This is a genomic window from Aquimonas sp. (genome assembly GCF_044377145.1).
Classification (GTDB): domain Bacteria; phylum Pseudomonadota; class Gammaproteobacteria; order Xanthomonadales; family Xanthomonadaceae; genus Aquimonas.
Map to the genome: position 1 here is coordinate 1 of NZ_JBILJQ010000073.1, position 25379 is coordinate 25379.

The window sequence follows — 25379 nt, forward strand, 5'->3', positions numbered from 1 at the left end:
GCTCACGCTGGCCACAGAGAACCACATGAAAGAACTCGAACAGCGGCCGGAGGTCGTGCGGGCCTACTTTCAGGACCCAAAGGTCAAGTACGCGGCTTGATGGATAAATGCCGCCGGGTCAATAGCATCCACCCGCCCACGCGCCTTTCCGCCGGGCCGCCGTATCGGCGTTTCTTTTCAGGGGATTCAACTGATGAAGCAGGTAGTTCTTGCTGCGGCGCTTGCCGTGGCTCTCTCAGGCTGTGCGACTCTTTTCAATGGCCAATCCCAGGCCGTAGTGATTTCCAGCGCTCCGGAAGGGGCTCAGGTGACGGTAACCAATCGCGCCGGGGAGCGCGTGCATGTCGGCGAAACGCCGGTGACCCTGACCCTCAAGCGCGGCGCCGGATACTTCAAGTCCGAGGTCTACACGCTGGCGTTCAACAAGGAGGGCTTCGCCCCGCAGGAGCTCACCATCACCGGCAGCACCAGCGGCTGGTACTTCGGCAACATCCTGCTGGGCGGCCTGATCGGCATGCTTGCGGTCGACCCGGTGACTGGGGCGATGTACTCGCTGCCCAAGTCCGTCAGCGCCGATCTGCAAGCGCAGAACACGGTGGGCGCTGTGGATCAAGCGCAGCTGCAGATCGTTTCCACGACCACTCTGAGCGCAGCGCAGATGCGCGATGCTGTGCTGTTGAGCGCGGTCGATTGACCGGAGTGCCCTCCCGGCGGTGGTCGGGAGGGCACTCATCCGCAGCAGGTCTGGCGCACCCGCTGAGCTTCAGCCCGCGGGGTTGCGCTCGCTTGCGGCGACCAGAAGGTTTCGATACCGCCCCGGCTGACAGCGCAGATACTGCGGCGCCACGCTGACCGATGCGCCCAGATGCGCGGCCGCGTGCCAGGGCCAGCGCGGGTTGTAGAGGATGGCGCGGGCGATCGCGATCAGGTCGGCGTCGCCGTTCGCGAGTATCGCCTCCGCATGTTCGAACTCGCTGATCAGGCCGACCGCGACCACCGGAATCTGTACCGCGTGCTTGACGGCGCGCGCCAGCGGCACCTGATAGCCCGGCGCGATGGCGATCTTCTGCGCAGGATGCAGGCCGCCGCTGGAGACGTGGATCGCGCTGCAGCCGCGCGCCTCCAGCGCCTTGGCGAAGGCGACCGTGGCGACGCTGTCCCAGCCGCCCTCGATCCAATCGGTGCCGGACACGCGCACGCTGACCGGACGCTCGGCTGGGAACGCGGCGCGCACCGCGTCGAACACTTCCAGTGGAAAGCGCATGCGGTTTTCGAGCGAGCCGCCGTAGTCGTCCTCGCGACGGTTCGCCAGCGGCGACAGAAACTGGTGCAGCAGATAGCCGTGGGCGGCATGGATTTGCACGGCATCGATGCCCAAGCGCGCGGCACGACGCGCGGCATCAGCGAAGGCTTCGACAATCCGCGCGATGCCGGCACGGTCCAACGCCTGCGGCGGGTGGCTGCCGTCGGCGAAGGGCAGGGCCGAGGGTGCGACGGTTTGCCAGCCGTCGGCGTGCTCCGGAGCGAGCTGGCCGCCGCCGCGCCAGGGCAGATCGGTCGAGGCCTTGCGACCGGCGTGGGCCAGCTGGATGGCGATCGGCATGTCCGACCAGCGCCGCACACTGTTCAGCACGCGACCCATTGCAGCCTCGGTGGTGTCGTCCCAGAGCCCGACATCCGCCCAGCTGATGCGGCCCTCCGGCAGCACCGCGCTGGCCTCGATGGTGAGCAGCCCGGCACCGGACTGCGCCAGCTGGCCGAGGTGCATCTGGTGCCAGTCGGTCATGCAGCCATGCTCGGCGGAGTACTGGCACATCGGAGCGATCACGATGCGGTTGGCGAGGGTCAGCGCGCCGATGGACAGGGGTTGGAACAGTCGTGGGACGGGCATGCGGGCACTCGATCGGGGCAGTGGAGTGGAGCGGCGGCGGGCGGATAAACGCGCTCGCCTTGCGCGCGCGAACGCAGGCACGGGGCGCCGGCCAAGTATGAGCGCCGGCGGGCCTGAGCTTCGAGTGTTCGGCGTGCGCGCGCCATGTTCAGGGTTTCATCCAGGGTGCTGCCTGCACTGGAGCTAGAGGTCCTACGGCGATCACCCCGCTCAGCATCAATGCCCTAAGCCTGGCCAATTCCACCGCCTCAACGGCCGCGATCTCAAACAACGCGTGTTACGGCGCGTGGACGGTCTGCATCAGGAAGCGATCGTCCAGTGAAACTCAGACTTTGGTCCACAGGCGTCGAGTTGCACGGCTGTCTACGCTGAGCATCCCCCGCTGCGGAATTCCCATCATGCGTTACGAGGAGCTCTACCGGCACTCGATTGAACATGCGGAAGCCTTCTGGGCCGACGCCGCCACAGCCATCGATTGGCAAACGCCCCCGCAACAAGTTCTGGATGATTCGAATCCGCCGTTCCGGCGCTGGTTCGTCGGTGGGCGCACCAATCTCTGCCACAACGCAGTCGACCGGCATCTGTCGGCGCGCGCCGAGCAGCCGGCGCTGATCGCGATCTCGACTGAAACCGGCAAGCGCCAGACCTGGACCTATGCCGAGCTGCATCGCGCGGTGAGCCAGTGCGCGGCGACGATCCAGGCGCTGGGCGTCGGCGAGGACGACCGCGTGGTGATCTACATGCCCAACACCGGCGAGGCGGTGATCGCGATGCTGGCCTGTGCGCGCATCGGTGCGATCCACTCGGTGGTGTTCGGCGGCTTCGCGGCCCACAACCTGGCCCTGCGCATCGACGACGCGCTGCCGAAGCTGCTGATCTGCGCGGACGCAGGCATGCGCTCGGGCAAGGTGATTCGCTACAAACCGCTGGTGGATCTCGCGCTGGCCGAGACCCAACACCCGCCGGCGCATGTTCTGGTGATGAACCGTGGTCTCGACGCCGAGCTGCCGATGAGCGCCGGGCGCGATGTCGACTACGCCCAGGCATCGGCTGCGTTCGCCGACAGCGAGGTCCCCGTCGTCTGGCGCGAGAGCAATCAGCCCAGCTATCTGCTCTACACATCGGGCACCACCGGCAAGCCCAAGGGCGTGCAGCGCGATACCGGCGGCTATGCGGTAGCGCTGGCGCTGTCGATGCGCACCGTGTTCGATGTCGGCCCCGGCCAGGTGATGTTCTCGACCTCGGACGTCGGCTGGGTGGTGGGGCATTCGTACATCGTGTACGGGCCGTTGATCGTCGGCGCCACTACGATCGTCTACGAAGGCATGCCGACCTCGCCTGATCCGGGCATCTGGTGGGAGCTGTGCGCGCAGTACGGCGTGCGCACCCTGTTCTCGTCGCCGACCGCGGTGCGCGTGCTGAAAAAGCAGGACCCGGCGTGGCTGAGCAAGCACGATCTGTCGAACCTGAAGTGGTTGTTCCTCGCCGGCGAGCCGCTTGATGAGCCGACCGCGCGCTGGATCAATGACGCCCTCGGCGTGCCGGTGATCGACAACTACTGGCAGACCGAAACCGGCTGGCCGGTGCTGTGTCTGCAGCCGGGCCTGGAACTGAAGCCGACCAAGTTCGGTTCGCCCGGACTGCCCAACCTGGGCTTCAATCTGAAGCTGATCAACGAGGTCAGTGGTGAACGCTGCGGACCGAACGAGAAGGGCGTGCTGGCGATCGTGCCGCCCCTGCCGCCGGGCTGTCTGTCGACGGTCTGGAATGACGATGCACGCTTCCTGTCGAGCTACTTCGGCCACTTCAAGGAGCTGCTGTACAGCTCGCTGGACTGGGCGATCCGCGATGAGGACGGCTATTACTACATCCTCGGCCGCACCGACGACGTCATCAATGTCGCCGGGCATCGCCTGGGCACGCGCGAGATCGAGGAATCGGTGTCCGGCTGCGGCATGATCGCCGAGGCGGCGGTGATCGGCGCCGCGGATGAACTGAAAGGCCAGGTGCCGGTGGTGTTCGCCACCCTGAAGTCGACGGTCGGCGAGGGCGGCAATCGTCGCGCCGCGGCCGAAGCGATGATGCGGCAGGTCACTGAGCAACTCGGCGCGGTGGCGCGTCCGGCGCGGGTGTATGTGGTCGATGCGCTGCCGAAGACGCGCTCCGGCAAGCTGCTGCGGCGCTCGCTGCAGGCGCTGGTGGAATCGCGCGATCCGGGCGATCTGTCGACCTTGGACGATCCGATGGCCTTGGAGGTGATTCGTGCGGCCCTGTTGCGCGGCCCGGACATGGGCTAGCGCAGCTTGGGCAAACCGGACAGGGGCCAGCGCGGCGTGCGCTGGCGCGATCAGGCCGACCGCGTTGTCCGCTCACGACGTGCGCGCCGCAGATCCGAGAGGAATCTGCGGCGCGCTGAGCGCGTGTGGTTTTCAGCGGTTGGATGAAAAGCATGCAGGCGACTTCGACCTGAGCATCCAATCGACCGCATCCAGATGCGTCGAGGTCTTCGGCTGAGAGCGCCAGGTCACCACGCCTCGATCGGTCTTGGCCGCGGAACGACACCCTATCTGCGCGGCATGACGGGTTACGCGCGCTGCGAACAGCGCCTGCCAGGGCGTAATCCGCACACGGCCAGTCGCGCCGGCGCCTCAGGAATCGGCGTACTTGATGCTGCAGCCGTAGGGCTGGGTCACCGACGTGCTGATGCTGCCGCCAGCGCTCAGCTCGGACAGGCCGGTCGGCACGTACTGCACGGCATCGGCGATGTCGGCGACGTCGGCGCTCGGGATGCTGTCGATGGCGCCGTTGTAGCGCAGCACGCCCTCGCCATCGATCACGTACATGTGCGGTGTGGTCTTGGCGGCATAGGCGCGGCCGACGGTGCCATCGGCATCGAACAGATAGGCAGCGTTGGCAGCGTTCCAGTCGCCGGCGATCTGCTTGGCGGTGCTGGCATCGACATGGCCCTGCTTGCCGGCCGCCGATGAATTCAGGGTCAGCCAGACCACGCCGGACTCGGCGGCAGCGCGCTGCTGCGCCTGCATATTGGTGCCGTTGTAATGCTTCTTCACGAACGGGCATTCGTGGTTGGTCCATTCAAGCACCACGGTCTTGCCGCGGAACTCGGACAGGCTGCGGGTGTTGCCGTCAGCGTCGGTCAAGCTGAACTCCGGCGCGGCGGCGCCGATCTGCGGGGCGGCCTGGGCGGCACCGAGGCTTGCGCCGAAGGCGATCAGGCTGGCGAGGGCGAGGCGGGACAGGGATGCACTGCGCATGGCGGGTCTCCGTTGGTGGGGTAGGGCGGCGTCAGCCGTCGGCACGGGCCGGCGGCAGTTCTTCAATCGCCTCGCGCACCAGCGCGGGGCTCAGAAGCTGGGGCAGCACGACGGGTTCGCCGTGCGGTGGATACAGCACATACAGCGGCACGCCGCTGCGGCCGAAGGATTCAAGAAAGGCTGTGATGTCCGCGTCCTGACGTGTCCAGTCGCCTTTCAGATAGGTCACGCCGCGCTCCCGCATCGCGGCGGCGAACGCGTCCGAGGACAGCGCCACCTGCTCATTGGCCAGGCAGGTGATGCACCAGTCGGCGGTCATGTTGACCAGCACCGGCGTGCCGGCGGCGCGCAGCTCGGCCAAGCGCTGCGCGGACCACGGCGAATGCAGGGCGCTGACCGGCTGAGATTCCGTGGGCGGTGCCGCAGGCATTGTCAGCGGCAAGGCCAGCGCAGTCGCGACGCTGACGGCTGCAAGCACCTTGAGCGCGAGCGGTGCACCCTGCGCATGCTGGGCGAGGCGCAGGAGCCACATCGCAAACGCGACCAGGATCAGGCCGGCACCGAGCGCGGCCAGCGCCAGCATCGAGGTCTGCTGGCCGAACACCCACACCAGCCACAGCGCGGTGAAATAGATCGGAAAGGCGAGGAACTCACGGAAGGTCTGCATCCACACGCCGGGGCGTGGCAGCAGTCGCGCCAGCCCTGGCACATAGCCCAAGGCCAGCATCGGGAAGGCCAGGCCCAGGCCAAGCGCGGCGAACACCAACAGCGCCTGATAGGCCGGCAGCACCAGCGCGGCACCCAGCGCGGTACCCATCAGCGGCGCCGTGCACGGGCTGGCGACTACGCAGGCGAGCACGCCGGTGAAGAAGGCCGAGCGGCGGCCGCCGCCTTCGGTCAGGCGCTGTCCGATGCCGGCCATGCTGGCGCCGAATTCGTACAGGCCGGAGAAACTCAGGCCCATCGCGAACAACAGCAGGGCGATCGCGGCAACGAAGCCCGGCTCCTGCAGCTGGAAGCCCCAGCCCAGTGCGTGTCCGCCGGCGCGCAGGGCGAGCAGTACGGCCGCCACCAGCAGCACGCTGCACACGACGCCGAGCGTGTACCAGAGCCCATGGCTGCGCAGCTCGGCGGGATTGTCTGCGGATTCGACCGCACCCATCGCCTTGATGCTCAACACCGGGAACACGCAGGGCATGAGGTTGAGCACCAGCCCACCGACGAAGGCGAAGGCGAGCGCCAGCAGCAGTCCGAGCGGCGCGGGACGGTCACCGTTGGCCGCGCCATTCGCCATCGCGCCCAGTCCGGCATCCAGCACCGCCTCGAAGGCGAAGCCGCGCTCGCCATTGCTCAGCAGCAATTCGATCCGCGGCGGTGCGCTGGCGAAGAACTCCGAGCGCGCCACCGCGATCTGCAGCGCGTTGTTGTCGACGTACAGGCGCGGGGTGTCGGCGTTGGCGAGAATCTGCGGCGTCGCCGGCATCAGGGTCCAGCCTTCGACGCCTGCACTGAAGGCCTCGGCGAGCTCCGCAGCGAGCGGCAGCTGGATCCCCACACCGTTCTCATTCGCGGCGTAGCGGGCACCGCTGCTGGTCAGGGCCATCGGCTGACGCTGTTCAGCGCGCGCAAAGACCGCCGCCCAGTCCGGGTCAATCGCCGCCGCCTCGCGCGATACCGGCAGACGCAGACGGTACTCGCCGCTGCCGGGAATGCACTCGACCTCGCAGATCAGCCAGCTCGCCTTGGCCGTGAACTCGAGCGCATCCGCGCTGAAATCCGCCGGCACTTCGATGCTCAGCGGCAGCAGTTCGGTGTGGCTGTAGCCGAAGTTGGTCAGCCCGCCCGCGGGTTGGCGCTCCGGCAAGGGCCAGTCGATCGCACTGGCGCTGACACCCTCCGGCATCTCAAAACGGATTCGCGTCGGCAGGCCGGAGTCGCCGGGGTTCTTCCAGTAGGTGTGCCAGCCGGCCGCGTGCTCAAGCAGCAGGCCGATGCGCAGGGTGTCGCCGGGCTGCACGGTGTCGGTGGCTGCCACCAGCCGTGAGTGCAGATGATCGGTGGCCAGCGACTCGGATTCAGCGCCGTGCACCAGCGGCGCGAACAGCAAAGCGATCAGCAGCAGCGGGGCCAGCAGGCGGCGCGATGAGGACACGGCGGACGAGCTCCAGACAGCGACGGTCGGTGATTGACCGGGCGCATAGCTCGAGGTTCAACCGTTCGGCAATCCTGGGGCAGACGCTACACTTGCCGCCTCCCCCAATGGTCCCGGTGCTTGAGCCTGGGCAATCGGCTTCGAGACTGCGCAGTTCACACCGCGTCGACCGAATGTTCACTTCTGTTTCATTCCAGCCAGTTCTGACGGAGCCGCGCGATGACCGACCTGTACGCCGAAGCCCTGATCACCTTTCGCGACCTGCTTGATGAGGCGAAGTCGGTCGGTGACCCCGAGCCCACGGCGATGAGCCTGGCCACCGCCGATGCCGCGGGTCGTCCGTCGGTCCGCACGGTGCTGCTGAAGGACTTCGACGATCGGGGCTTCGTGTTCTATACCAACTTGAACAGCCGCAAAGGCCGGCAGCTCGCGGCGAATCCTCACGCAGCCCTGTTGTTCCTGTGGAAGACCTTGCGCTACCAGGTGCAGGCCAAAATCGAAGGTTCTGTGCAGGCGGTCAGCGCCGAGGAAGCCGATGCGTACTTCGCATCACGGCCGCGCGCCAGCCAGCTCGGCGCCTGGGCCTCGCTGCAGTCGGAAACACTCGACGCGCGCTCGACTCTGGAGACTCGACTGGCTGATCTCGAACGCGAGCACGCGGGCCGAGAGGTCAGCCGTCCGCCGCACTGGTCGGGTTATCGGGTGGTGCCGGACCTGATCGAGTTCTGGTACGGCGCGCCCTATCGCCTGCACGATCGGCATCGCTACGAGCTTATCGACGGCGAGTGGCGGAAGCGGCTGCTGTACCCGTGAGCGGACGCCGATGAGCCTGCCTCTGCGCGGCCCGCGCCGCATCGTCTGCCTGACTGAGGAGCCGACTGAGACCCTGTACCTGCTCGGTGAGCAGGCGCGCATCGTCGGCATCTCGGGCTTCACCGTGCGGCCGCCGCAGGCGCGGCGCGAAAAGCCCAAGGTGTCGGCGTTCACCTCGGCCAAGGTCGAGGCCATCCTCGCGCTGAAGCCCGACCTCGCGATCGGCTTCTCCGATATCCAGGCCGATATCGCCGCCGAACTGATCCGGCGCGGCGTGGAGGTGTGGATCTCCAACCACCGCAGCGTGGAGGAGATTCTCGACTACGTGCGCCGTCTGGGAGCTCTGGTCGGCGCCGCCGGGCCCGCATTGGCGCTGGCCGATCAGCTTGAGGCCGGCCTTGCGACGATCGCGCAGGCAGCAGCACGGCTGCCGCAGCGGCCGCGGGTGTATTTCGAGGAATGGGACGAGCCGCGGATCAGCGGTATCCGCTGGGTGTCCGAACTGATCGGTATCGCTGGCGGCGACGACATTTTTCCTGAGCTCGCGATCGAGCCGCTGGCGAAGCAGCGCATCCTGGCGGACGACAGCTCGATCATCGAGCGCGCCCCGCAGATCGTGTTCGGCTCGTGGTGCGGCAAGAAGTTCCGACCGGACACGGTCGCCGCGCGCCACGGATGGGCGGATCTTCCTGCAGTGCGCGAGCAGTTCCTGGTCGAGATCAAATCGCCGCTGATCCTGCAGCCCGGTCCGGCTGCGCTGACGGACGGCGTGGCCGAAATCCACCGGCAGATTCTGCGCTGGTCGCGCCGGACCCCTGACCAAGGTCCGGGCCAGGCGTGACGGCCCGCACACGATGCGCAGCCGGCATCCGTGGCATGCTTGCTGCATAGCAACACGTGCCAGCCCGACCGGTGCGCGAGTTCGAGAGCGCTTGCTCAATTGCTCAAAGCGCCGTGCAGGTAGGGCCCATCGAGGAGAAGCCGCAATGCTGTACCACTTCCACGAATTCCAGCGCTCGCTGATGAGCCCGCTGATCGCCTATTCCGAAGCCACCGCGCGCATGTACGGCGACCGCGGCAGCTGGATGTCCAAGCTGCCGGGCGCCGATCGCATATCGGCCGGCTTCGAGCTGATGTATCGCCTGGGCAAGGATTACGAGAAACCGCAGTTCGACATCCGCAGCGTGGTGGCGCACGGCCACGAGATTCCGATCGTCGAGTACTGCACCCTGGCCAAGCCGTTCTGCAAGCTGGTCCGCTTCAAGCGCTTCTCTGACGATTCCGAAGTGGTCAACGACCTCAAGGACGATCCGGTGGTGCTGGTGGTGGCGCCGCTGTCGGGGCACCACTCGACCCTGCTGCGCGATACGGTCAAAACCCTGCTGCAGGACCACAAGGTCTACATCACCGATTGGATCGATGCGCGGATGGTGCCGGTCGCGGCCGGGCCGTTTCATCTGGATGACTACATCGCCTACATCGAAGAATTCATCCGCCATATCGGCGCGGAGAAGCTGCATGTGATCTCGGTCTGTCAGCCGACCGTTCCGGTGCTGGCGGCGGTGTCACTGATGGCCAGCCGCGGCGAGAAGCTGCCGCGCACCCTGACCATGATGGGTGGCCCGATCGACCCGCGCGAGTCGCCGACCAAGGTCAATGATCTCGCCGTCAACAAGCCGCACAGCTGGTTCCAGAACACCGTCATCCACACCGTGCCGCCGAACTTCCCCGGTTCCGGTCGCCGCGTGTATCCGGGCTTCCTGCAGCATGCCGGCTTCATCGCGATGAACCCGGGTCGGCACATGAGCTCGCACTGGGACTTCTACGAGGATCTGGTCCGCGGTGACCTGGAGGACGCCGACGGCCATCGGCGCTTCTACGACGAGTACAACGCCGTGCTCGACATGCCGGCCGAGTACTACCTCGACACCATCCGTGTGGTGTTCCAGGAGCATCTCCTGCCGCGTGGCGAGTGGGACGTGGCCGGCGAGCGCGTGCGCCCGCAGGACATCAAGGGCGTGGCCCTGATGACCATCGAAGGCGAGCTCGACGACATCTCCGGCATCGGCCAGACGCGTGCGGCGCACAAGCTGTGCACCGGCGTGCCGGCAAACATGCGCGAGCACTTCGAGGTGCCCGGTGCCGGGCACTACGGCATCTTCAGTGGCCGGCGCTGGCGCGAGACCGTCTACCCCAAGCTGCGCGATTTCATCCGCAGCCACGCACAGGTCGCGAGCAAGAAGTAAACCTCGAGACCGTCCACACATCAGTGGCGCAGCCGAGGGCACGTGCCATGGCTGCTTCACCTGCAGCTTTGCCGCATCATCCCTGCGCTTGGGCAGTGAGGAGATGAGGATGCAGGGCAGTGACAACAGCCGGAACGATCCCGCCGCCGCAGGCGTCGAGGGCGCAACCGACCCCGTTCTGCAGCGGATCGCCAAGGCGCCGCTGTCGCAGTTCCGCCTGCCCGCGGATACCGCGCCGACCTGGGAGGTCGAGCTGCTGCTGTCCGGTGCGACCGTGTTCGCGCTGATGCAGGTGCCGGCTTGGCTGACCACGCAGCTGCTGTTCTGGGACGCCCGACTGGGTAGCGAGCTGCAGGAATTCGTCGGCCTTGCCGGTATGTTCGCCAAGGTCATCGCCTACACCCTGATTTTCACCCTGCTGGCGCATTTGATGACGCGAGGGCTGTGGGTCGCCGCAATCGGCCTGCGATCGGTGTATCCCGGCGGCATCCGCTGGAGACGCTTGCGCTACGGGCCGCGCTTCCGGGCGGTGGCGCGCCGCGAGTTGCTTACCTTGAAGCGTCTGATCGATCGCAGCGACGACATCGCCAGCCAGATGTTCGCAGTGGCGGCGCTGATGGTGGTGATGACCCTGTTCTCGCTGCTCACCATGGGCCTGTTCACGTTCGCGGCCTGGCTGCTGGTTCTACCCTTCGGCGGCCGCCATTTCGAGTGGATCCTGATCATCATGATCGCGACCTGGATCAGCCTGAGCTTTCTGGCCAACTGGCTCGACAGGAGAATCGCCCGGCGCGCAACCGCCGCGGCCTGGCTGCACTGGGTCGCGCCCGTGCAGCGCCTGCAGCTGTTGTTGCCGCTGGCGCGCATGAGTACTGGCCTGATGCTGGTCTTTACCAGCCGGTTCGGCGTCGTGCGTGGGACTCTGGTGCTGCTGGCCCTGCTTTATGCCCTGATCGGGATCGCGGAGCTCGACATGCTCTGGGAACGCGCGAAGTTCTCGGCGGGCGAGGCGCGCTTCATCGCCCAGCTCGATGGTGCGCATGCGCTTGAGCCCGCCCACTATGCCGACCAGCGCGATCCTCTGGTGCACGCGCTGCTGCCGCACATTCCCTCGGTGAACGTGCGCGGCAACTATCTGCGGCTGGTGATTCCCTACCAGGTGCAGCAGCATCCCGCGGCCTTGCAGTCGCTGTGTCCCGGCGACGAGCCCGCTCTGCGCGAAGCGTCCGACGAGAGCCAGGCCGCCTATCGCGCCCTCGACGACGAACCGGACTCGATGCAGCGAGTGCGTGCAGCGGATGCGGCAGAAGCCTCAGCCGCCGCGCGCGTCCTCGAGTGCGCCGCGCGTCTGCACGCCTTGGCCTTGAACGGAGAGCCGCTCCAGGTTGCGCTGAGCTTCCACGCCGGCCCTGAGCCGGAAGTGCCGGCTTTCCTCGCGATGATTCCGATTGACCAGCTGCCGCCCGGCCAGCATGTGCTGGAGGTCGCACGCCTCCCGACCGCTGCGCGCGACGGTGTGCTGGTCGACCGCGAAGCGCGGCCTGCACCGCCGCCACGTCGGATCACGTTCTGGAAGTAGGGGAGTACCTGCCCCAATGTGCTCGCGTCGCCGGCCGTGGCGCGCGCACGGGCAAGCAGAACCGTTTCTGCACTGGGTTGTGAGGCGACGACGCCGCGTCGCTCACCTTGCCCATGTGCACCTGCGCAACCCGCCGTGCCCGCCCAGCGAAAGCCATGCTCAGTGCTCGGGCTGTTTCACCACCCGCCCGCTTTGAATCACCCAGTCGACCTGCTTCAGCACCGTGATGTCGCTGAGCGGATCGCCTTCCACCGCGATCAGGTCGGCCTGCAAGCCCGGCGTCAATGCGCCGACCTGATCGGCCAAGCCCAATAGATCAGCGGCATTGGCGGTGGCGGCGACGATCGCCTGCATCGGGGTCAGGCCATGCTTCACCAGCAGCTCGAACTCGTCAGCATTGCGGCCGTGCAGGCTGACCCCGGCATCGGTGCCGAAGGCGATCTTCACCCCGCCCGGCACCGCGCGCTCCAGCGATTTGCCGGTGATGCCGATGCGCCAGTCGATCTTGGCGCGCACTTCGCCGGTGTAGGCATTGGGGTCGGCGGCGATGCGGGCCAGATAGCCGTTCACGGTCGACAGCGTCGGCACGTAGTACGCGCCGGATTCGCGGAACAGCCGGATGCTGTCCTCGTCCAGCAGGGTGCCGTGCTCGATCGAATCCACGCCCAGCCGCAGGGCCAGGTTGATGCCATCGGCACCGTGGGCATGCACGGCGACCTTCTTGTCGTACATGCGCGCGGTTTCGACTACGGCGCGGGCCTCGTCCTCGAACATCTGTGCGCCAAGGCCGGCGCCGATACGGCTGTTGACGCCGCCGGTGATGGTCATCTTGATCACATCGGCGCCTTCGGAGATCTGAGTGCGCACTGCGCGCCGGCAGGCATCGACACCATCGCAGACATTGCCGTTGCGGTTTACTGCGGCGCGCAGGTCGGTGCGGAAGCCGAGCGTCGGATCGGCATGGCCCGAGGTGGCCGAGATGCTTGAGTTGGCGGTGAGGATACGTGGCCCGTCGACCTTGCCCGCCTTGACCGCGTCGCGCAGCGCGCGGATCACCCCGTCGCCATCGCCGAGGTTGCGCACGGTGGTGAAACCGGCCATGAGCGTCTTGCGCGCATTCATCTGCGCCTCGTAGGCGACATCGACCGGGTTCATCTGCACGCCGGCCAACTGACCCGCCACTCCGCCGCGGTCGGAAGACAGATGCACATGGCTGTCGATCAGGCCGGGCAGCACAAAGTGATCGCTCAAATCGATGACCTCCGCTGCCGCGATGCCGAATTCCGCCGCACCCACGTGTCCCTCACGCACTTCCACCACCTTGCCATCGCGCACATGCAGCGTGCTGGCACCGCGCGGCGCTTCGCCGGGGCGATCCAGCAGGCGGCCGGCCTGGATCAACTGGTCGGCGGCGAGGGCGAGTGGGGCGCACAGCAGGGCTGAAACACTGAAGGCGAACAGGGCGGCGGTACTGCGCATGGTCAGGTATCCCGTTGGGCAAGCCTGTGAGGCTAACCCGTTTCGGCGCGCGCGCCGTGTCCGGGAAGTCCTGCCCTTGCTCGCTTCCCTTCGCAGTGCGGAACGTGGCTGCACTGCAGCGGTGCGGCGCGCGGACTTGCTACGCTCGCCGCCCCAGCACAGGAGCATCGCCATGAAACGCGCCCAATACGAAACCCGCGGCCCGGTGCCGCAGGATGTCATCGCCGCGGTCGACTTCGAGCTGCCTGCGCTCGGCGCGGAGGAAGCGCGCGTGCGCGTGCTGGCAGCGGCGATCAATCCGAGTGACGTGTTGACCCTGACCGGCCAGTACGGCTCGCTGCCGCCGCTGCCCGCCATTGGCGGCAATGAGGGTGTCGGTCGGGTTGAGGCCGTTGGCGCTGACGTGCAGGGGCTGAAAGCTGGGCAGACCGTGCTGCTGCCGGTCGGCTGCGGCACCTGGGCCACTCATGTCCAGACCGCGGCCAAGCTGCTGGTGCCGCTGCCGGATGGCGCCGACCCGCGCCAGTTGGCGATGCTGGCGATCAATCCGCCGACCGCCTTGCTGCTGCTGCGCGAATTCGTCGCGCTTGAACCCGGCGACTGGGTGATCCAGAACGCAGCCAACTCGGCCGTGGGTGGCTATCTGATCGAGCTGGCCCGGCTGCGCGGGTTGAAGACCGTCAACCTGGTGCGCCGGGATTCGGCCCGCGAAGACATGGCCGACAACAGCGGTGATGTGCTGCTGGTCGATGGCGATGACATCCGGCAGCGCGTGGGCGAGGCCACCGGCAAGGCCAAGATCCGGCTCGGCATCGATGCGGTGGGCGGCGCGGCTACCGAGCGTCTGGCGAGCTGCTTGGCCAACGGCGGCACGGTGGTGAACTACGGAATGATGAGCGGCGAGCCGTGCCAGATCTCTGCCGCCTCGCTGGTGTTCCGCGATGTGCGTCTGGTCGGATTCTGGCTGGCGCGCTGGTTCGGGCAGGCCAGCCGCGCCGAGCAGGCCGAGGTGTACGGCGAGCTCACCCGCCTGATCGCCGAGGGCAAGCTGCAGGCGCGGATCGCCGCCAGCTATCCGGTGGCCGGCATCCAGGACGCAATCGCCGCTGCCGCCGCCGGAGCGCGCAGCGGCAAGATCCTGATCGAGCCGGCGGACGACGAGTAGGCGGCCCGCAATGACCTGAACTGTCTCTGTCATCGCGGTTTAACCGTGGCGTCACGGTGGCGACATGGCGCGCGGCCACGCTGGTGGCATGCCGATACCGCGTCGTTTCAGCCTGGTCAGCGAAACCTACCCGCCCGAGGTCAACGGCGTGGCCTTGACTGTCGCCGGGCTGGAGCATGGCTTGCGCGAACTGGGCCATGCGGTGGAGATCGTCCGCCCGCGCCAGACTGAACCCTCGTCACCGCAGCGCGAAGGCGAATGGCTGGTCGCCGGTGCGCAAATGCCGCGCTATCCCGGTCTGCGTTTCGGACTGCCGGCCGGGCGCCAGCTGCTGCAGCGCTGGCAGCAGCAGCGCCCGGACGCGCTGTACATCGCCACTGAGGGCCCGCTCGGCGGCTCCGCGCTGCGGGTCGCGCGGCGGCTGGGCATTCCGGTGGCAACCGGCTTCCATACCCGCTTCGATGACTATGCAGGCCGCTACGGTGTGGGCTTCTTGCGCCCGCTGGTGTTCGCCTGGATGCGCCGTTTCCACAATCGCGGCAATGCCACCCTGGTGCCGACTCAGGAGCTGGCGGACTTTCTGGCCGGCCAGGGCTTTGATCGCGTTCGCCTGCTGCGCCGCGCTGTGGACACCGCGCTGTTCCACCCGCAGCGTCGCAGCGCCGGGCTGCGCACGCGCCTTGGGCTTGCTGTCGATGATGTCGCGGTGATCCATGTCGGCCGCATCGCGCCGGAGAAGAACCTCGGCCTCGCGGTGCAGGCGTTTCGGGCGCTGCAGGTTCGGCAGCCGAACGCCCGCTTCGTGTTTGTCGGCGATGGTCCCTCGCGGGCCGAGCTGCAGGCGGCCAATCCGGATTTCGTGTTCACCGGCGTGCTGCGCGGCGAAGAGCTGGCGGCGACCTTCGCCAGCGCCGATCTGTTCGTGTTTCCAAGCCTCTCGGAAACCTTCGGCAACGTCACCCTGGAGGCAATGGCCAGTGGCCTGCCGACCGTGGCCTACAACTACGGCGCCGCGCGCGAGCATCTGCGCGATGGCGAACACGGTGCCGCTATCGCCTGCGATGACGCCGCCGCCTTCATCGACGCTGTGATCCGCTTCGGTCTGGATGCCGAACTGCGCCAGCGCAGCGGTGCCGCTGCGCGCGCCGCGATCGCCCACTTGAGCCCGGCCAGCGTTGCGGCCGGTTTTGCTGCGCTGTTGAACGAACTGGTTGACCGGAGGGCGGCATGAACACCCGGCTGAGTCGTGGCGAAGCGTCGTTCTGTCTGGCCTGCAACCGCTGGGGTCACCGCGCCTTGGTTCGGCGCTATTTCGCCACCGTCAGCCGGCTCGGTGATGGGGTGTTCTGGTACGCGCTGATGGCGGTGATCGTGCTCGCCGATGGCTATGCCGGCCTGGCAGCGTCCGCACACATGGCCGCCACCGGCGGCGTGGCCCTGCTGCTGTACCGCGGCCTGAAACGCTGGACCCGCCGTCCGCGACCGTTTGCCTCCGACCGCCGCATCCGCCCGCTGGTGCGACCGCTGGACGAGTTCAGCTTCCCCTCCGGACACACCCTGCACGCGGTGTCGTTCGCGCTGGTGGCGCTGTCGCACTACCCCCAGCTGGCCGCATTGCTGATTCCTTTCAGCGCCAGCGTGGCGGTGTCACGCGTTGTTCTTGGCCTGCACTATCCAAGCGATGTGCTGGCAGCCACGGGCATCGCGACGGCGCTGGCTGCCGGTTCGCTGTGGCTGGGCGGGATGCCGTTTCCGGTTTGAGGTCCGGGAGTGGGGAATCGGGAATCGGGAATCGTTAAACCTGGGGCGTCGCTGGTTGGCGAGTGTCGCGGTGCCCGCAAACGATATGTCTTCAGGTTGCGCGCGCCGCCTGTGGCCATTCCCCATCGCCGCAGAATCACTCCACCACCGACCGATCCCGTCCGCCCTTCTTCGCCACATACAGCGCGCGGTCGGCGCGTTCGAACACGCTGTCGGGGGTGTCTTCGACGCGGAACTCGCTGAGGCCTACCGAGGCGGTGATCTTCACTGGCTTGCCGCCGAAGTGGAAGCCGAGCTGGCCGAGCTTGCGGCGCAGCTCTTCGCACAGTTTCTGGCCTTGCAATGCATCGGCGCCCGGCAACAAGGTGACAAACTCCTCACCACCGATCCGGGCGACGAAGTCTGTGGTGCGCAGATGTTTGCGCAGCAGCTGGGCGACCGCGAACAGCACCTTGTCGCCCGCCTTGTGACCATAGGAGTCGTTGATGCTCTTGAACAGATCGATATCCCACACCGCCAGCGTCACCGGCTTGCGGAAGCGCTGCCAGCGATTGAACTCCAGCTGCAGCTCCTGCTGGTAGGCCAGCCGGTTGGGGATGCGGGTCAGCGGATCGGTCGCGGCCAGCTGCTGTTCAACCTGCAGCGACTGCCGCAGATGCGAGGTCTCGCGTTCCAGCTCGTCGATGCGCGAGCGCATGGCGTCGCCGCGTTCTTCCAGGCGCGCGACGCGCTCTTCCTCGCGGCTGCGGTAGTCCTGCACATGCGTGTTGATGGCGGTCAGACGCGTGCTGACCTGGGTTTTCAGTTGATCGAGCTCGGTTGCCTGGCGGGTGTGGCTGCCGAGGGTGTCGACTTCAGCATGCAGCTGGGTGGTCAGGGTGCTGCGGCTGCTGCGTTCGTCGTCGCGTGCGGCGCGGTCCTGCAGCAGGTAGGTCGCGAACTCGTCCAGCCGGGTGTCGACCTGGGCCAGCAGACCTTCCAGGCTAAGCCGCTCCTGGTTGACGCTTTGCTGCTGGCGGTTGATCAACTCCGCCAGGGTGTCGGCCAAGGGGCGCAGGTTGTCGAGGCTCATGCCCGGCACAATGCGGTCGGCCAGGGTCTTGAGATCGGGCGCGGTAGCGGAGTCGGGCGCGATCTGGCCAAGCAGATGCAGCAGCAGGCCGGCGCCGTGGTCGCTGCTGCTGACCTGGGTGCTGGCGATCAGCTCAGGCGTTGGCGTGAACGTTGGCGCTGCCGGTGCCTCATCCAGGGCAACGATCGCCTCGGACAACGAATCGATGCGGTTTTCGAGGATCTCGATGTCGGCTTTCTGTCGAATCACCTTGGCGAACTCGGCCAGCTCCGCATCCAGGCGGTTGTCGAGGCCACGGCAGGCGATGCTGAGCCGACCGATCGCTCTGCGCAGGGTCGTATCCATCCGGTTCCAGCGGGCTTCCTCGCGTTCGAGACGGTCGATCGAATCGAGGTACTTGTCCTTCCAGTGTTCGTTCGGGTCTGCGGGCATCGGTGGTCTGCGGGGCGTTTCCATGGATGTGGACAGGCTCAAGCAAGCGGTGTGCCGCCGCGTCGCGCCTTTGTCAGTTGATTGGCGTCAAGATTTCGCCGGACTCGTGCGGCACACTCGGACCTGACCCGGGCCTGCCTGCCCGACCTGCTGGGAGACGCGCATGCGTACGGTACTGATTCCCTTCGATGGTTCTGAAAGTTCAAAGCGCGCGCTGCAGTATGCGATCGACTTCGCCAGCGAATACGGTCGTTTGAGTATTCATCTGCTGAACGTGCAGGACCCGCCGGTGGTGTACGGCGACTACCTCACCGCCAGCCTGCTGGAAAGCCTGGGCCAGGCGGCCCTGCGCGCGGCTGACGAAGCCCTCATCGGCGCCCGCGAAATGCTCGACAGGGCAAGCCTGAGCTACACCGCCCACACCGTGCTCGGCGGCGTGGCCGAGCAGGTGGTCAAAGCGGTCGAGCACAACGGCTGTGACACGGTGATCATGGGCACCCGTGGCATGGGAGCGATCTCGAACCTGCTGATGGGCTCGACCGCCACGCGGGTCGTACATGCGGTGGCGGTGCCGGTGCTGTTGGTGAAATAGGGGCGGGGATTCGGGAGTCGGGATTGGGGATTCGCAGCTCGTGGCTTGCAGGGCGATGGGCAGCCTGCTTGCTTATGGAGTGAAAGCCACAGGGCCCGCCGCGCGATTCGCCACAGCAGCGGGCCCCGCAATCCCGAATCCCGAATCCCAGCCCTCAGAGCTTCCCGCGCACAAAGCCCTCGACTTCGGCCAGCGCCGCAGCCAGCGCCGGGCCGTCGTCGCCGCCGCCCTGGGCCATGTCCGGGCGGCCGCCGCCCTTGCCATTGATTTTGGCGGCGACGAAGGAGACGACGTCGCCGGCCTTGACCTTGCCGAGCGCCGAGCCGGCCACGCCGGCGGCGAGCGAGGCTTTGCCCTCGCTGCCAGTGGCGAGCAGGATTACGGCGTCGCCGAGTTTGTTCTTGAGCACATCGACCGAGTCGCGCAGGGCCTTGGCGTCGAGACCGTCCAGGCGGGCGGCGATCAGCTTGAAGCCGCCAAGGTCGATCGCGCTGTCGGCGAGTTCAAGGGCGGCATTCGCCGCGGACTTCGCCTTGAGTTGATCGAGGGTTTTCTCCAGCTGCTTCTGGCGCTCAAGCAGCTGGCGCAGTTTGCCGCCGATGTCGGCCGGGCTGGTGCCGAGCAGGTCGGCGACTTCATCCAGACGCTGCTGTTCTTCGCGCACCAGGGCCAGCGCGCCGGCACCGGTGACCGCTTCGATGCGGCGCACGCCCGAGGCCACACCGCCCTCGGAAATGATCTTGAACAGACCGATATCGCCGGTGCGTTCGACATGGGTGCCGCCACACAGCTCCGTACTGAACGCGCCCATTTTCAGCACGCGCACGTGCTCACCGTACTTTTCACCGAACAGGGCCATCGCGCCGAAATCCAATGCCTCCTGCATCGCCATGTGGTGCACTTCCACCGCCACATTGCGGCGCACTTCGGTATTGACCATGTCCTCAATGGTGCGCAGCTGCTCGGCGCTGACCGGGTTGAAGTGGCTGAAGTCGAAGCGCAGGCGATCCGGCGCGACCAGCGATCCCTTCTGCTGCACGTGGTCGCCCAGCACATCGCGCAGGGCGGCGTGCAGCAGATGAGTGGCGCTGTGGTTGAGGACGGTCGCCTGTCGGCGCACCGAGTCGACCTGCGCTGTAAGCACATCGCCGACCGCGATGCGACCGCTGCTGACATGGCCGACATGGCCGTGAAACACACCGGCCAGCTTGTGGGTGTCGGCCACCTCGAAGCGCGCGTTCGCGCCGGACAGCAGGCCGTGGTCGCCCACCTGGCCGCCGCTTTCCGCGTAGAAGGGCGTGCGGTCGAGCAGCACCAGGCCGTGCTCGCCTTCATTCAGGGCCTGAACAGAGGCGCCGTCGCGCAGCACCGCAAGCACCTTGAGCGCGGCCGATTCCAGCGCCTCATAGCCGATGAACTCGGTCGGCGACAGGCTGGCGACCACATCCGCCGAAAGCGAGCCGCTGGAGGCGAACTTGCTGGCGGCACGGGCCTGCTCGCGCTGCTGGTTCATCGCTGCCTCGAAGCCGGCCATATCCACGCCCATGCCGCGCTCGCGCGCCATGTCGGCGGTCAGGTCGACCGGGAAGCCGTAGGTGTCGTACAGGCGGAAGGCGTCCTTGCCCGGGATCTGATCGGTGCTGCGCGCAGCGACGTCCTCGAAGATCCGCATGCCCTGATCGAGTGTTTCCGCGAAGCGCTCTTCTTCGGCCTTCAGCGCCGCCTCGACCGTGGCGCGCTTCTGCTTGAGCTCCGGATACGCCTCACCCATCTGCTCGACCAGCGCTTCGACCATCTTGTGAAAGAAGCTGCCGCGTACGCCCAGCATCCAGCCATGGCGCAGGGCGCGGCGGATGATCCGGCGCAGCACATAGCCGCGGCCCTCATTGCTGGGCAGCACTCCGTCTACGATCAGGAAGCTGCAGGCGCGGATATGGTCGGCGATCACGCGCAGGGATTTGTTCTCGAGATCGGCGGTGCCGGTGACTTCAGCGGCGCGCTTGATCAGCGCCTGGAACAGGTCGATCTCGTAGTTCGAGTGCACGTGCTGCAGCACTGCGGCCAGGCGCTCCAGGCCCATACCGGTGTCGACGCAGGGCGCCGGCAGCGGCAGCAGGGTGCCGTCGGGCTGGCGGTCGAACTGCATGAACACGTTGTTCCAGATCTCGATGTAGCGGTCGCCGTCCTCATCGGGACTGCCCGGCGGGCCACCGGCGATGTGCGCGCCGTGGTCATAGAAGATCTCGGTGCAGGGCCCGCAGGGGCCGGTGTCGGCCATCTGCCAGAAGTTGTCGGACGCATACGGCGCGCCCTTATTGTCGCCGATGCGGATGATGCGGTCTTCCGGCACGCCGGCCAGGTCACGCCACAGCGCGAAGGCCTCGTCATCGGTGTGGTAGACGGTGACCAGCAGCTTGTCTTTCGGCAGCTTCCAGACTTCGGTCAGCAGCTCCCAGGCGAAGGCGATCGCATCCCGCTTGAAGTAGTCGCCGAAGCTGAAGTTGCCCAGCATCTCGAAGAAGGTGTGGTGGCGGGCGGTGTAGCCGACCTGGTCGAGGTCGTTGTGTTTGCCGCCGGCGCGCACGCAGCGCTGGCTCGACACCGCGCGCTTGTAGCTGCGCTTGTCGCCACCCAGAAACACATCCTTGAACTGCACCATGCCGGCATTGGTGAACAGCAGGGTCGGGTCGTTGCCCGGCACCAGCGAGCTGGAGGCGACGACGGCGTGGCCCTTCGACTTGAAGAAATCGAGAAAGTCCTGGCGGATGGCGTTGCTGGTCTTCATGGGGGCTTTGAGTTCTTGGCAGGCGCGCGAGGCCGGGAATGATGCAGGATGCGGCGGCGCTAATCCACGCGGGGCCTGCATCGGCAGGGTCTGCGCGCGGGTCGCTTGTTGCGCTGCGACACCGCGCCAGTGCATCAGAGATTGCGTTGGCTCCAGCCATTCGCAAGCCATGGAGCTGGATGGAGGGCGTCCCCGCTGCGTCCGAAGGGAACCTCTTCACACAGGCCGCCGTGGGGCGCGCCAAATGAAAAGGCCGGGCGAGCCCGGCCTTTTCAACACTTGGCAGCCTGCGACGAAATCAGAAACCGCCGCTGCGAATCGAGGGATCAAGCTTGCTCAAGGCTTCGCCCGCCGTCATGGCCCCGGTGCGCTCCAAGTCCTCACGGCTGTAGACCCGGCCGGGAGAAGAGCAGGTGGCTCGCGAGCGCTTGATGCGAGTGGCCGTTGCATCCGGGCAGAAGCGATCCACCTTGGGCTTGGTTTCGGGCGCCGATTCGGCGATTTCCGAAGTCGGATCATTGGCGAAACTGCTGCCGGACCAGGCGAAACAGGCCAGCAGGGCGGCGCAGGCGAGCAAAGAAGTGGCTTTCATCGAAGTGCTCCTTGGAAGTGCGAGACCAGCTGCCGCACGCTGCGCGTCTGCGCTGCTGAGGTCAAGCGCTGCAGCCCGGGTTTCCGGTGCTCGGTCGAGCCGGCTTTGGCTTGCGCTCAGCTAACTGAACAGCGCCGAGGCGCCAGGAGCGTGGCGCGTGAGTGCTCGGATCAGCTGCGCCGCTGCACGGTCATGTGCGCCAGGGCCGCCAGCGCCGGGGCCGGCCGGGCCAGGAAATCCAGCGCCGACTGCATTGCCTGCGCCTGTGCGTCGAGTGCGGCGACCGCGCCGTCCACCCCGAGCAGGGCCGGGTAGGTGGGTTTGCCCTGTTCGGCATCCTTGCCCGGCGTCTTGCCAAGCTCGGCGGCGCTGCCAAGGATGTCCAGCAGGTCGTCGCGGATCTGGAATGCGAGCCCGAGCGCGGTAGCGAAGCGATCGAGTGCTTCCAGCGATGCCGCATCCGCGCCTGCACACAGCGCGCCCATCCGCACCGAAGCTTGAATCAGCGCGCCAGTCTTCAGGCGATGCATGCGCTCAAGCGCTGCCAGACTCTGACTGCCGCCGGTGACGGCAAGATCAAGCGCCTGGCCGCCCGCCATGCCCGCCGCGCCGCTGGCCACAGCGAGGCAGCGCAGCAGTTCGATCCGGGTTGCCGCCGCCAGCGGCGCTGCGGTCAGCACTTCGAAGGCGAGGCTTTGCAGGGCGTCGCCGGCCAGAATGGCGGTGGCCTCATCGAAGGCGATGTGCACCGTCGGGCGCCCGCGGCGCAGCGCGTCGTCGTCCATTGCCGGCAGATCGTCGTGCACCAGCGAGTAGGCGTGGATCAGCTCGACCGCCGCAGCGGCGTGATCCAGCGCGATTTCTTCAGCGCCGAGCGTGCGGCCCGTGGCATAGACCAGCAGCGGACGCATGCGCTTGCCGCCGCCGAGGCAGGCGTAGCGCATTGCTGCATGCAGTTGAGACGGTTCGTGCTCGGCCTTGGGCAGGCACTCGGCGAGGACGCGTTCGCTGCGATCGGCCCAGGCCTGCAGCCGGGGCTCAAGGGACATCTGGGGCGAAGGGCTGGGCGCTGGCCGGGTCTTCGGGGTCGCTCAGCAGGCGAACGCGCAGTTCGGCCTGCTCCAGAACTGTCTGGCAGTTGCGAAACAGGGCGATGCCGCGCTCATAGGCCTGCAGCGATTCATCCAGACTGAGGTCGCCCTTCTCCAGCCGCTGCACCAGGCCTTCGAGTTCATCGAGCGAGCGTTCAAAACCGGCGACGGCCGTCGCGTCGGCGGGTGCAAGGCCCGGGGTTTGGCTTGGAGCGGATGTAGGCATGCCGTCCAGTGTGCCGAAGCGCTGCGAGCGCGGTCAATCGGTCAGTTGGCACAGTCCAAGCGCGCGTCCAGGCCGTAAGGCCCGACCCAACGCAGGCACACGCCCTGCGCAAACAAGGCGGCGCTGAGTTCGGCATTGATCAGCAGATCGGCGACCGCGACCAGTTGGTTCTCCCGGTTCCACAGCAGAGGCAGATGCGGCCGCTGCCAGGGCGGGACGCCCAGGGTCTGCAGGCTGGTGCGCAAGCACTGGCGCGGACGGTTGGGCTGCAGATGGATGCGCTCGCCGCCGCGGCGCGGCGTTACTCGCAGCGGCTCGGGCAGGGCCACGCCGGTGACCGGATCGCCGAGGCCATCGCGCAGTTCAAGCCTGTGGCCGTCTGGCAGTTGTAGTGGTGCGCGGCCATCCCAGTGCAGCTCAAGCTCGGTCGGCCATGGGCTGAGATCAGGCTGCAGATGGAGGGCATCGCGCCAGGCGCGCAGACGCTGCCGGCCCCAGCGCACTTCGGCATCGCTGTCGGGCCGCGCGTGCAGCAGTTCGCGCTCGATCTGCAGTAGCACCGGTTCGGTCGGCGGGCTGTAGGCGTATTGATCGAACCAGGCGCGCAACACGCGGATGCGGCGTCCGCGGTCCAGCGATCGCAGCACGCGCAGATCCAGGCTGCGCGGATCGAACAGCTGCGCTTCGGCGAGGTCGAGTGCGTCTACCGGCTGCAGGCGCTGGTCGGCCTCGCTGCAGCGCTGCGCCGACAGCGCGAGGTGGGCGTCAGCGCGCGGCCAGCGCTGACGCAGCAGGGGCAGCACCGCATGCCGCAGGTAGTTGCGGTCGTGACAGAGCAGGGCATTGCTGGGGTCGTCGATCCACTGCAGGGCGTGGCTGCGCGCATAGGCCTCGATGCGTGCCCGCGGCACGCTCAGCAGCGGCCGCCACAGCCAGCCCTCTCCAAAGCTGCGCAGGCTGCGCATGGCGCCGAGACCGCGCTCGCCGGCACCGCGCAGGGCGCGCAGCAGGAAGGTCTCGGCCTGGTCGTCCTGATGATGCGCGGTCAGCAGCACATCGCCCGGCGCCATGCGCGGCGCGATCGCCGCGTAGCGGGCATCTCGCGCGCGCTGCTCAAGCCCGCCCGGCGCGTCCGGCACCTGCACCCGCAGCGCTACGAACTCGATCTCCAGCGCCGCGCACTGGGCAGCGCAGTGCCGCGCCCAATCGGCCGAAGCCGGCTGCAGGCCGTGGTCGACATGCATCGCCGACAGCCCGCGCTGACGCGCCCAGTCGCAGTGGGCCAAGGCGTGCAGCAGGGCGCTGGAGTCCAGCCCGCCGCTGCAGGCCAGCAGCAGGCGGCCGCTGCCAACGGGCAGGGCGGTCGGGTCGATGTTCAAGGGGGCGCGATTCATGGTTGCGGATGGTAGCGGCTGGGCTGCGCGCGGACGCTGGCCGCGCAGCGGGGGAACAGGTTAGGGTCTGCGGCCCTGCCGCGCCCGAGCACCGCATGTCTGAACTGCCCTTCGTGGTTGCCGTGACCGGTGGCATCGCTTCCGGCAAGTCCGCCGTGACCGTACGTTTCGCCCGACTGGGCGTGCCGGTGATCGATGCCGACCTGATCGCGCGCGAACTGGTCGAACCGGGCGAGCCTGCGCTGCAGGCGATTGCCGAGCGTTTTGGCGCAGGTGTGTTGACTCACACGGGTCAGCTCGATCGACGCGCCCTGCGCGGCATCATCTTCGCCGATACCACAGCCCGACTGGACCTCGAAGCGATCCTGCACCCCCGCATCCGCAGCTGCATGCACGAGCGTGCGCGCAACAGCGACGCCGCCTACGTGGTGCTGGCGATCCCGCTGCTGACCGCCAGCAGCGGCTACACCTGGATCGATCGCGTGCTGGTGGTGGACGTGGCCGAGGCCGTGCAGATCGAGCGGCTGATGCGCCGCGACGGCGTCGACGAGGCCAGCGCTCGCGCCGCGCTCGCCGCGCAGATCAGCCGCGCGGAGCGGCTGGCGCTGGCGGACGATGTTATTGACAACTCAGGCCGTTTGGACGACCTGGATGCTCAAGTGACAGCATTGCATGAAGGTTATCTACATGCCGCGACGTCAAGGGGCTAGGGAAGCTCTGAACAACGCGATCACTTGATCCCTGGGAGTCCCACGAGTCGCCTTTTTTGAAGCGCGAACCCGAAACCGCGCCTCTGTTGTGACCCATCGACTCGCCCGCGGCTCTTTCGAGGCT

General features: G+C 67.2%; 21 protein-coding genes. 11 read left to right on the plus strand and 10 right to left on the minus strand.

Translation table 11 applies throughout. The features are described 5' to 3' along the window. The first annotated feature begins 193 nt into the window (after positions 1 to 193). Positions 194 to 694, plus strand: coding sequence for a PEGA domain-containing protein (locus ACIQ7H_RS18015; protein WP_395794082.1), 501 nt, complete (start codon positions 194 to 196; stop codon positions 692 to 694). A 69-nt stretch (positions 695 to 763) separates the two neighbouring features. On the opposite strand, the gene ACIQ7H_RS18020 is transcribed toward ACIQ7H_RS18015, so the two are convergent. Beyond that, a complete protein-coding gene (locus tag ACIQ7H_RS18020; RefSeq protein WP_395794084.1) occupies positions 764 to 1891 on the minus strand; it encodes an NADH:flavin oxidoreductase/NADH oxidase in 1128 nt (375 codons plus the stop codon). A gap of 398 nt (positions 1892 to 2289) precedes the next feature. Between ACIQ7H_RS18020 and prpE the strand changes: the two genes are divergently transcribed. Beyond that, positions 2290 to 4188, plus strand: coding sequence for a propionate--CoA ligase (gene prpE / locus ACIQ7H_RS18025; RefSeq protein ID WP_395794086.1), 1899 nt, complete (start codon positions 2290 to 2292; stop codon positions 4186 to 4188). Positions 4189 to 4539: 351 nt separating this feature from the next. On the opposite strand, the gene ACIQ7H_RS18030 is transcribed toward prpE, so the two are convergent. Next, positions 4540 to 5166 (minus strand): redoxin domain-containing protein, encoded by a 627-nt coding sequence (locus tag ACIQ7H_RS18030; RefSeq protein WP_395794088.1) that lies wholly within the window; start codon positions 5164 to 5166, stop codon positions 4540 to 4542. Between the two features lie 31 nt (positions 5167 to 5197). Next, positions 5198 to 7318, minus strand: a complete 2121-nt coding sequence (locus ACIQ7H_RS18035; protein ID WP_395794090.1) for a protein-disulfide reductase DsbD family protein — start codon at positions 7316 to 7318, stop codon at positions 5198 to 5200. Between the two features lie 219 nt (positions 7319 to 7537). Between ACIQ7H_RS18035 and pdxH the strand changes: the two genes are divergently transcribed. From pdxH to ACIQ7H_RS18055, 4 genes are all read left to right on the plus strand, one after another. After that, positions 7538 to 8131 carry a pyridoxamine 5'-phosphate oxidase gene (gene pdxH, locus ACIQ7H_RS18040; protein ID WP_395794092.1) on the plus strand — a complete coding sequence of 198 codons (594 nt, stop codon included), beginning with the start codon at positions 7538 to 7540 and terminating at the stop codon, positions 8129 to 8131. Positions 8132 to 8141: 10 nt separating this feature from the next. After that, on the plus strand, positions 8142 to 8972 hold the full coding sequence (locus tag ACIQ7H_RS18045) for an ABC transporter substrate-binding protein (protein ID WP_395794094.1): 831 nt from the start codon (positions 8142 to 8144) through the stop codon (positions 8970 to 8972). Between the two features lie 145 nt (positions 8973 to 9117). Continuing rightward, positions 9118 to 10377 carry a polyhydroxyalkanoate depolymerase gene (locus ACIQ7H_RS18050; protein WP_395794096.1) on the plus strand — a complete coding sequence of 420 codons (1260 nt, stop codon included), beginning with the start codon at positions 9118 to 9120 and terminating at the stop codon, positions 10375 to 10377. Between the two features lie 109 nt (positions 10378 to 10486). Further along, complete coding sequence (locus tag ACIQ7H_RS18055; protein WP_395794098.1) at positions 10487 to 11956, plus strand: hypothetical protein; 1470 nt, start codon at positions 10487 to 10489, stop codon at positions 11954 to 11956. Between the two features lie 159 nt (positions 11957 to 12115). On the opposite strand, the gene ACIQ7H_RS18060 is transcribed toward ACIQ7H_RS18055, so the two are convergent. Continuing rightward, the gene (locus tag ACIQ7H_RS18060; RefSeq protein ID WP_395794100.1) at positions 12116 to 13435 is read right to left on the minus strand and encodes an amidohydrolase family protein; all 1320 of its coding nucleotides are present in this window, start codon (positions 13433 to 13435) and stop codon (positions 12116 to 12118) included. Between the two features lie 172 nt (positions 13436 to 13607). On the opposite strand from ACIQ7H_RS18060, the gene ACIQ7H_RS18065 reads away from it, so the two are divergent. From ACIQ7H_RS18065 to ACIQ7H_RS18075, 3 genes are all read left to right on the plus strand, one after another. Continuing rightward, positions 13608 to 14600 (plus strand): zinc-dependent alcohol dehydrogenase family protein, encoded by a 993-nt coding sequence (locus tag ACIQ7H_RS18065; protein ID WP_395794102.1) that lies wholly within the window; start codon positions 13608 to 13610, stop codon positions 14598 to 14600. 64 nt (positions 14601 to 14664) lie between these two features. Next, positions 14665 to 15831 carry a glycosyltransferase family 4 protein gene (locus tag ACIQ7H_RS18070; RefSeq protein ID WP_395794104.1) on the plus strand — a complete coding sequence of 389 codons (1167 nt, stop codon included), beginning with the start codon at positions 14665 to 14667 and terminating at the stop codon, positions 15829 to 15831. Beyond that, on the plus strand, positions 15828 to 16361 hold the full coding sequence (locus ACIQ7H_RS18075) for a phosphatase PAP2 family protein (protein WP_395794105.1): 534 nt from the start codon (positions 15828 to 15830) through the stop codon (positions 16359 to 16361). Before ACIQ7H_RS18070 ends, ACIQ7H_RS18075 begins: the two co-directional genes overlap by 4 nt. Before the next feature lie 136 nt (positions 16362 to 16497). Here the strand turns inward: ACIQ7H_RS18075 and ACIQ7H_RS18080 are convergent, their stop codons facing one another. Continuing rightward, complete coding sequence (locus tag ACIQ7H_RS18080) at positions 16498 to 17865, minus strand: GGDEF domain-containing protein (RefSeq protein WP_395794107.1); 1368 nt, start codon at positions 17863 to 17865, stop codon at positions 16498 to 16500. A 163-nt stretch (positions 17866 to 18028) separates the two neighbouring features. Here ACIQ7H_RS18080 and ACIQ7H_RS18085 point away from each other — a divergent pair, with 163 nt between their 5' ends. Continuing rightward, a complete protein-coding gene (locus tag ACIQ7H_RS18085; protein WP_395794109.1) occupies positions 18029 to 18457 on the plus strand; it encodes a universal stress protein in 429 nt (142 codons plus the stop codon). Positions 18458 to 18611: 154 nt separating this feature from the next. Here ACIQ7H_RS18085 and alaS read toward each other — a convergent pair whose 3' ends face one another. The 5 genes from alaS to tilS all read right to left on the minus strand — a co-directional run bounded on the left by alaS (position 18612) and on the right by tilS (position 24545). Continuing rightward, the gene (gene alaS / locus ACIQ7H_RS18090; protein ID WP_395794111.1) at positions 18612 to 21242 is read right to left on the minus strand and encodes an alanine--tRNA ligase; all 2631 of its coding nucleotides are present in this window, start codon (positions 21240 to 21242) and stop codon (positions 18612 to 18614) included. 298 nt (positions 21243 to 21540) lie between these two features. Further along, entirely contained in the window at positions 21541 to 21834 is a 294-nt protein-coding gene (locus tag ACIQ7H_RS18095) for a hypothetical protein (protein WP_395794113.1), read from the minus strand. Between the two features lie 170 nt (positions 21835 to 22004). After that, entirely contained in the window at positions 22005 to 22883 is an 879-nt protein-coding gene (locus ACIQ7H_RS18100; protein ID WP_395794115.1) for a polyprenyl synthetase family protein, read from the minus strand. Further along, the gene (locus ACIQ7H_RS18105; RefSeq protein ID WP_395794117.1) at positions 22873 to 23151 is read right to left on the minus strand and encodes an exodeoxyribonuclease VII small subunit; all 279 of its coding nucleotides are present in this window, start codon (positions 23149 to 23151) and stop codon (positions 22873 to 22875) included. Before ACIQ7H_RS18105 ends, ACIQ7H_RS18100 begins: the two co-directional genes overlap by 11 nt. Before the next feature lie 41 nt (positions 23152 to 23192). Then, positions 23193 to 24545 carry a tRNA lysidine(34) synthetase TilS gene (gene tilS, locus ACIQ7H_RS18110; RefSeq protein ID WP_395794119.1) on the minus strand — a complete coding sequence of 451 codons (1353 nt, stop codon included), beginning with the start codon at positions 24543 to 24545 and terminating at the stop codon, positions 23193 to 23195. 95 nt (positions 24546 to 24640) lie between these two features. Between tilS and coaE the strand changes: the two genes are divergently transcribed. Further along, complete coding sequence (gene coaE, locus ACIQ7H_RS18115; RefSeq protein WP_395794121.1) at positions 24641 to 25255, plus strand: dephospho-CoA kinase; 615 nt, start codon at positions 24641 to 24643, stop codon at positions 25253 to 25255. Positions 25256 to 25379: the final 124 nt, after the last annotated feature.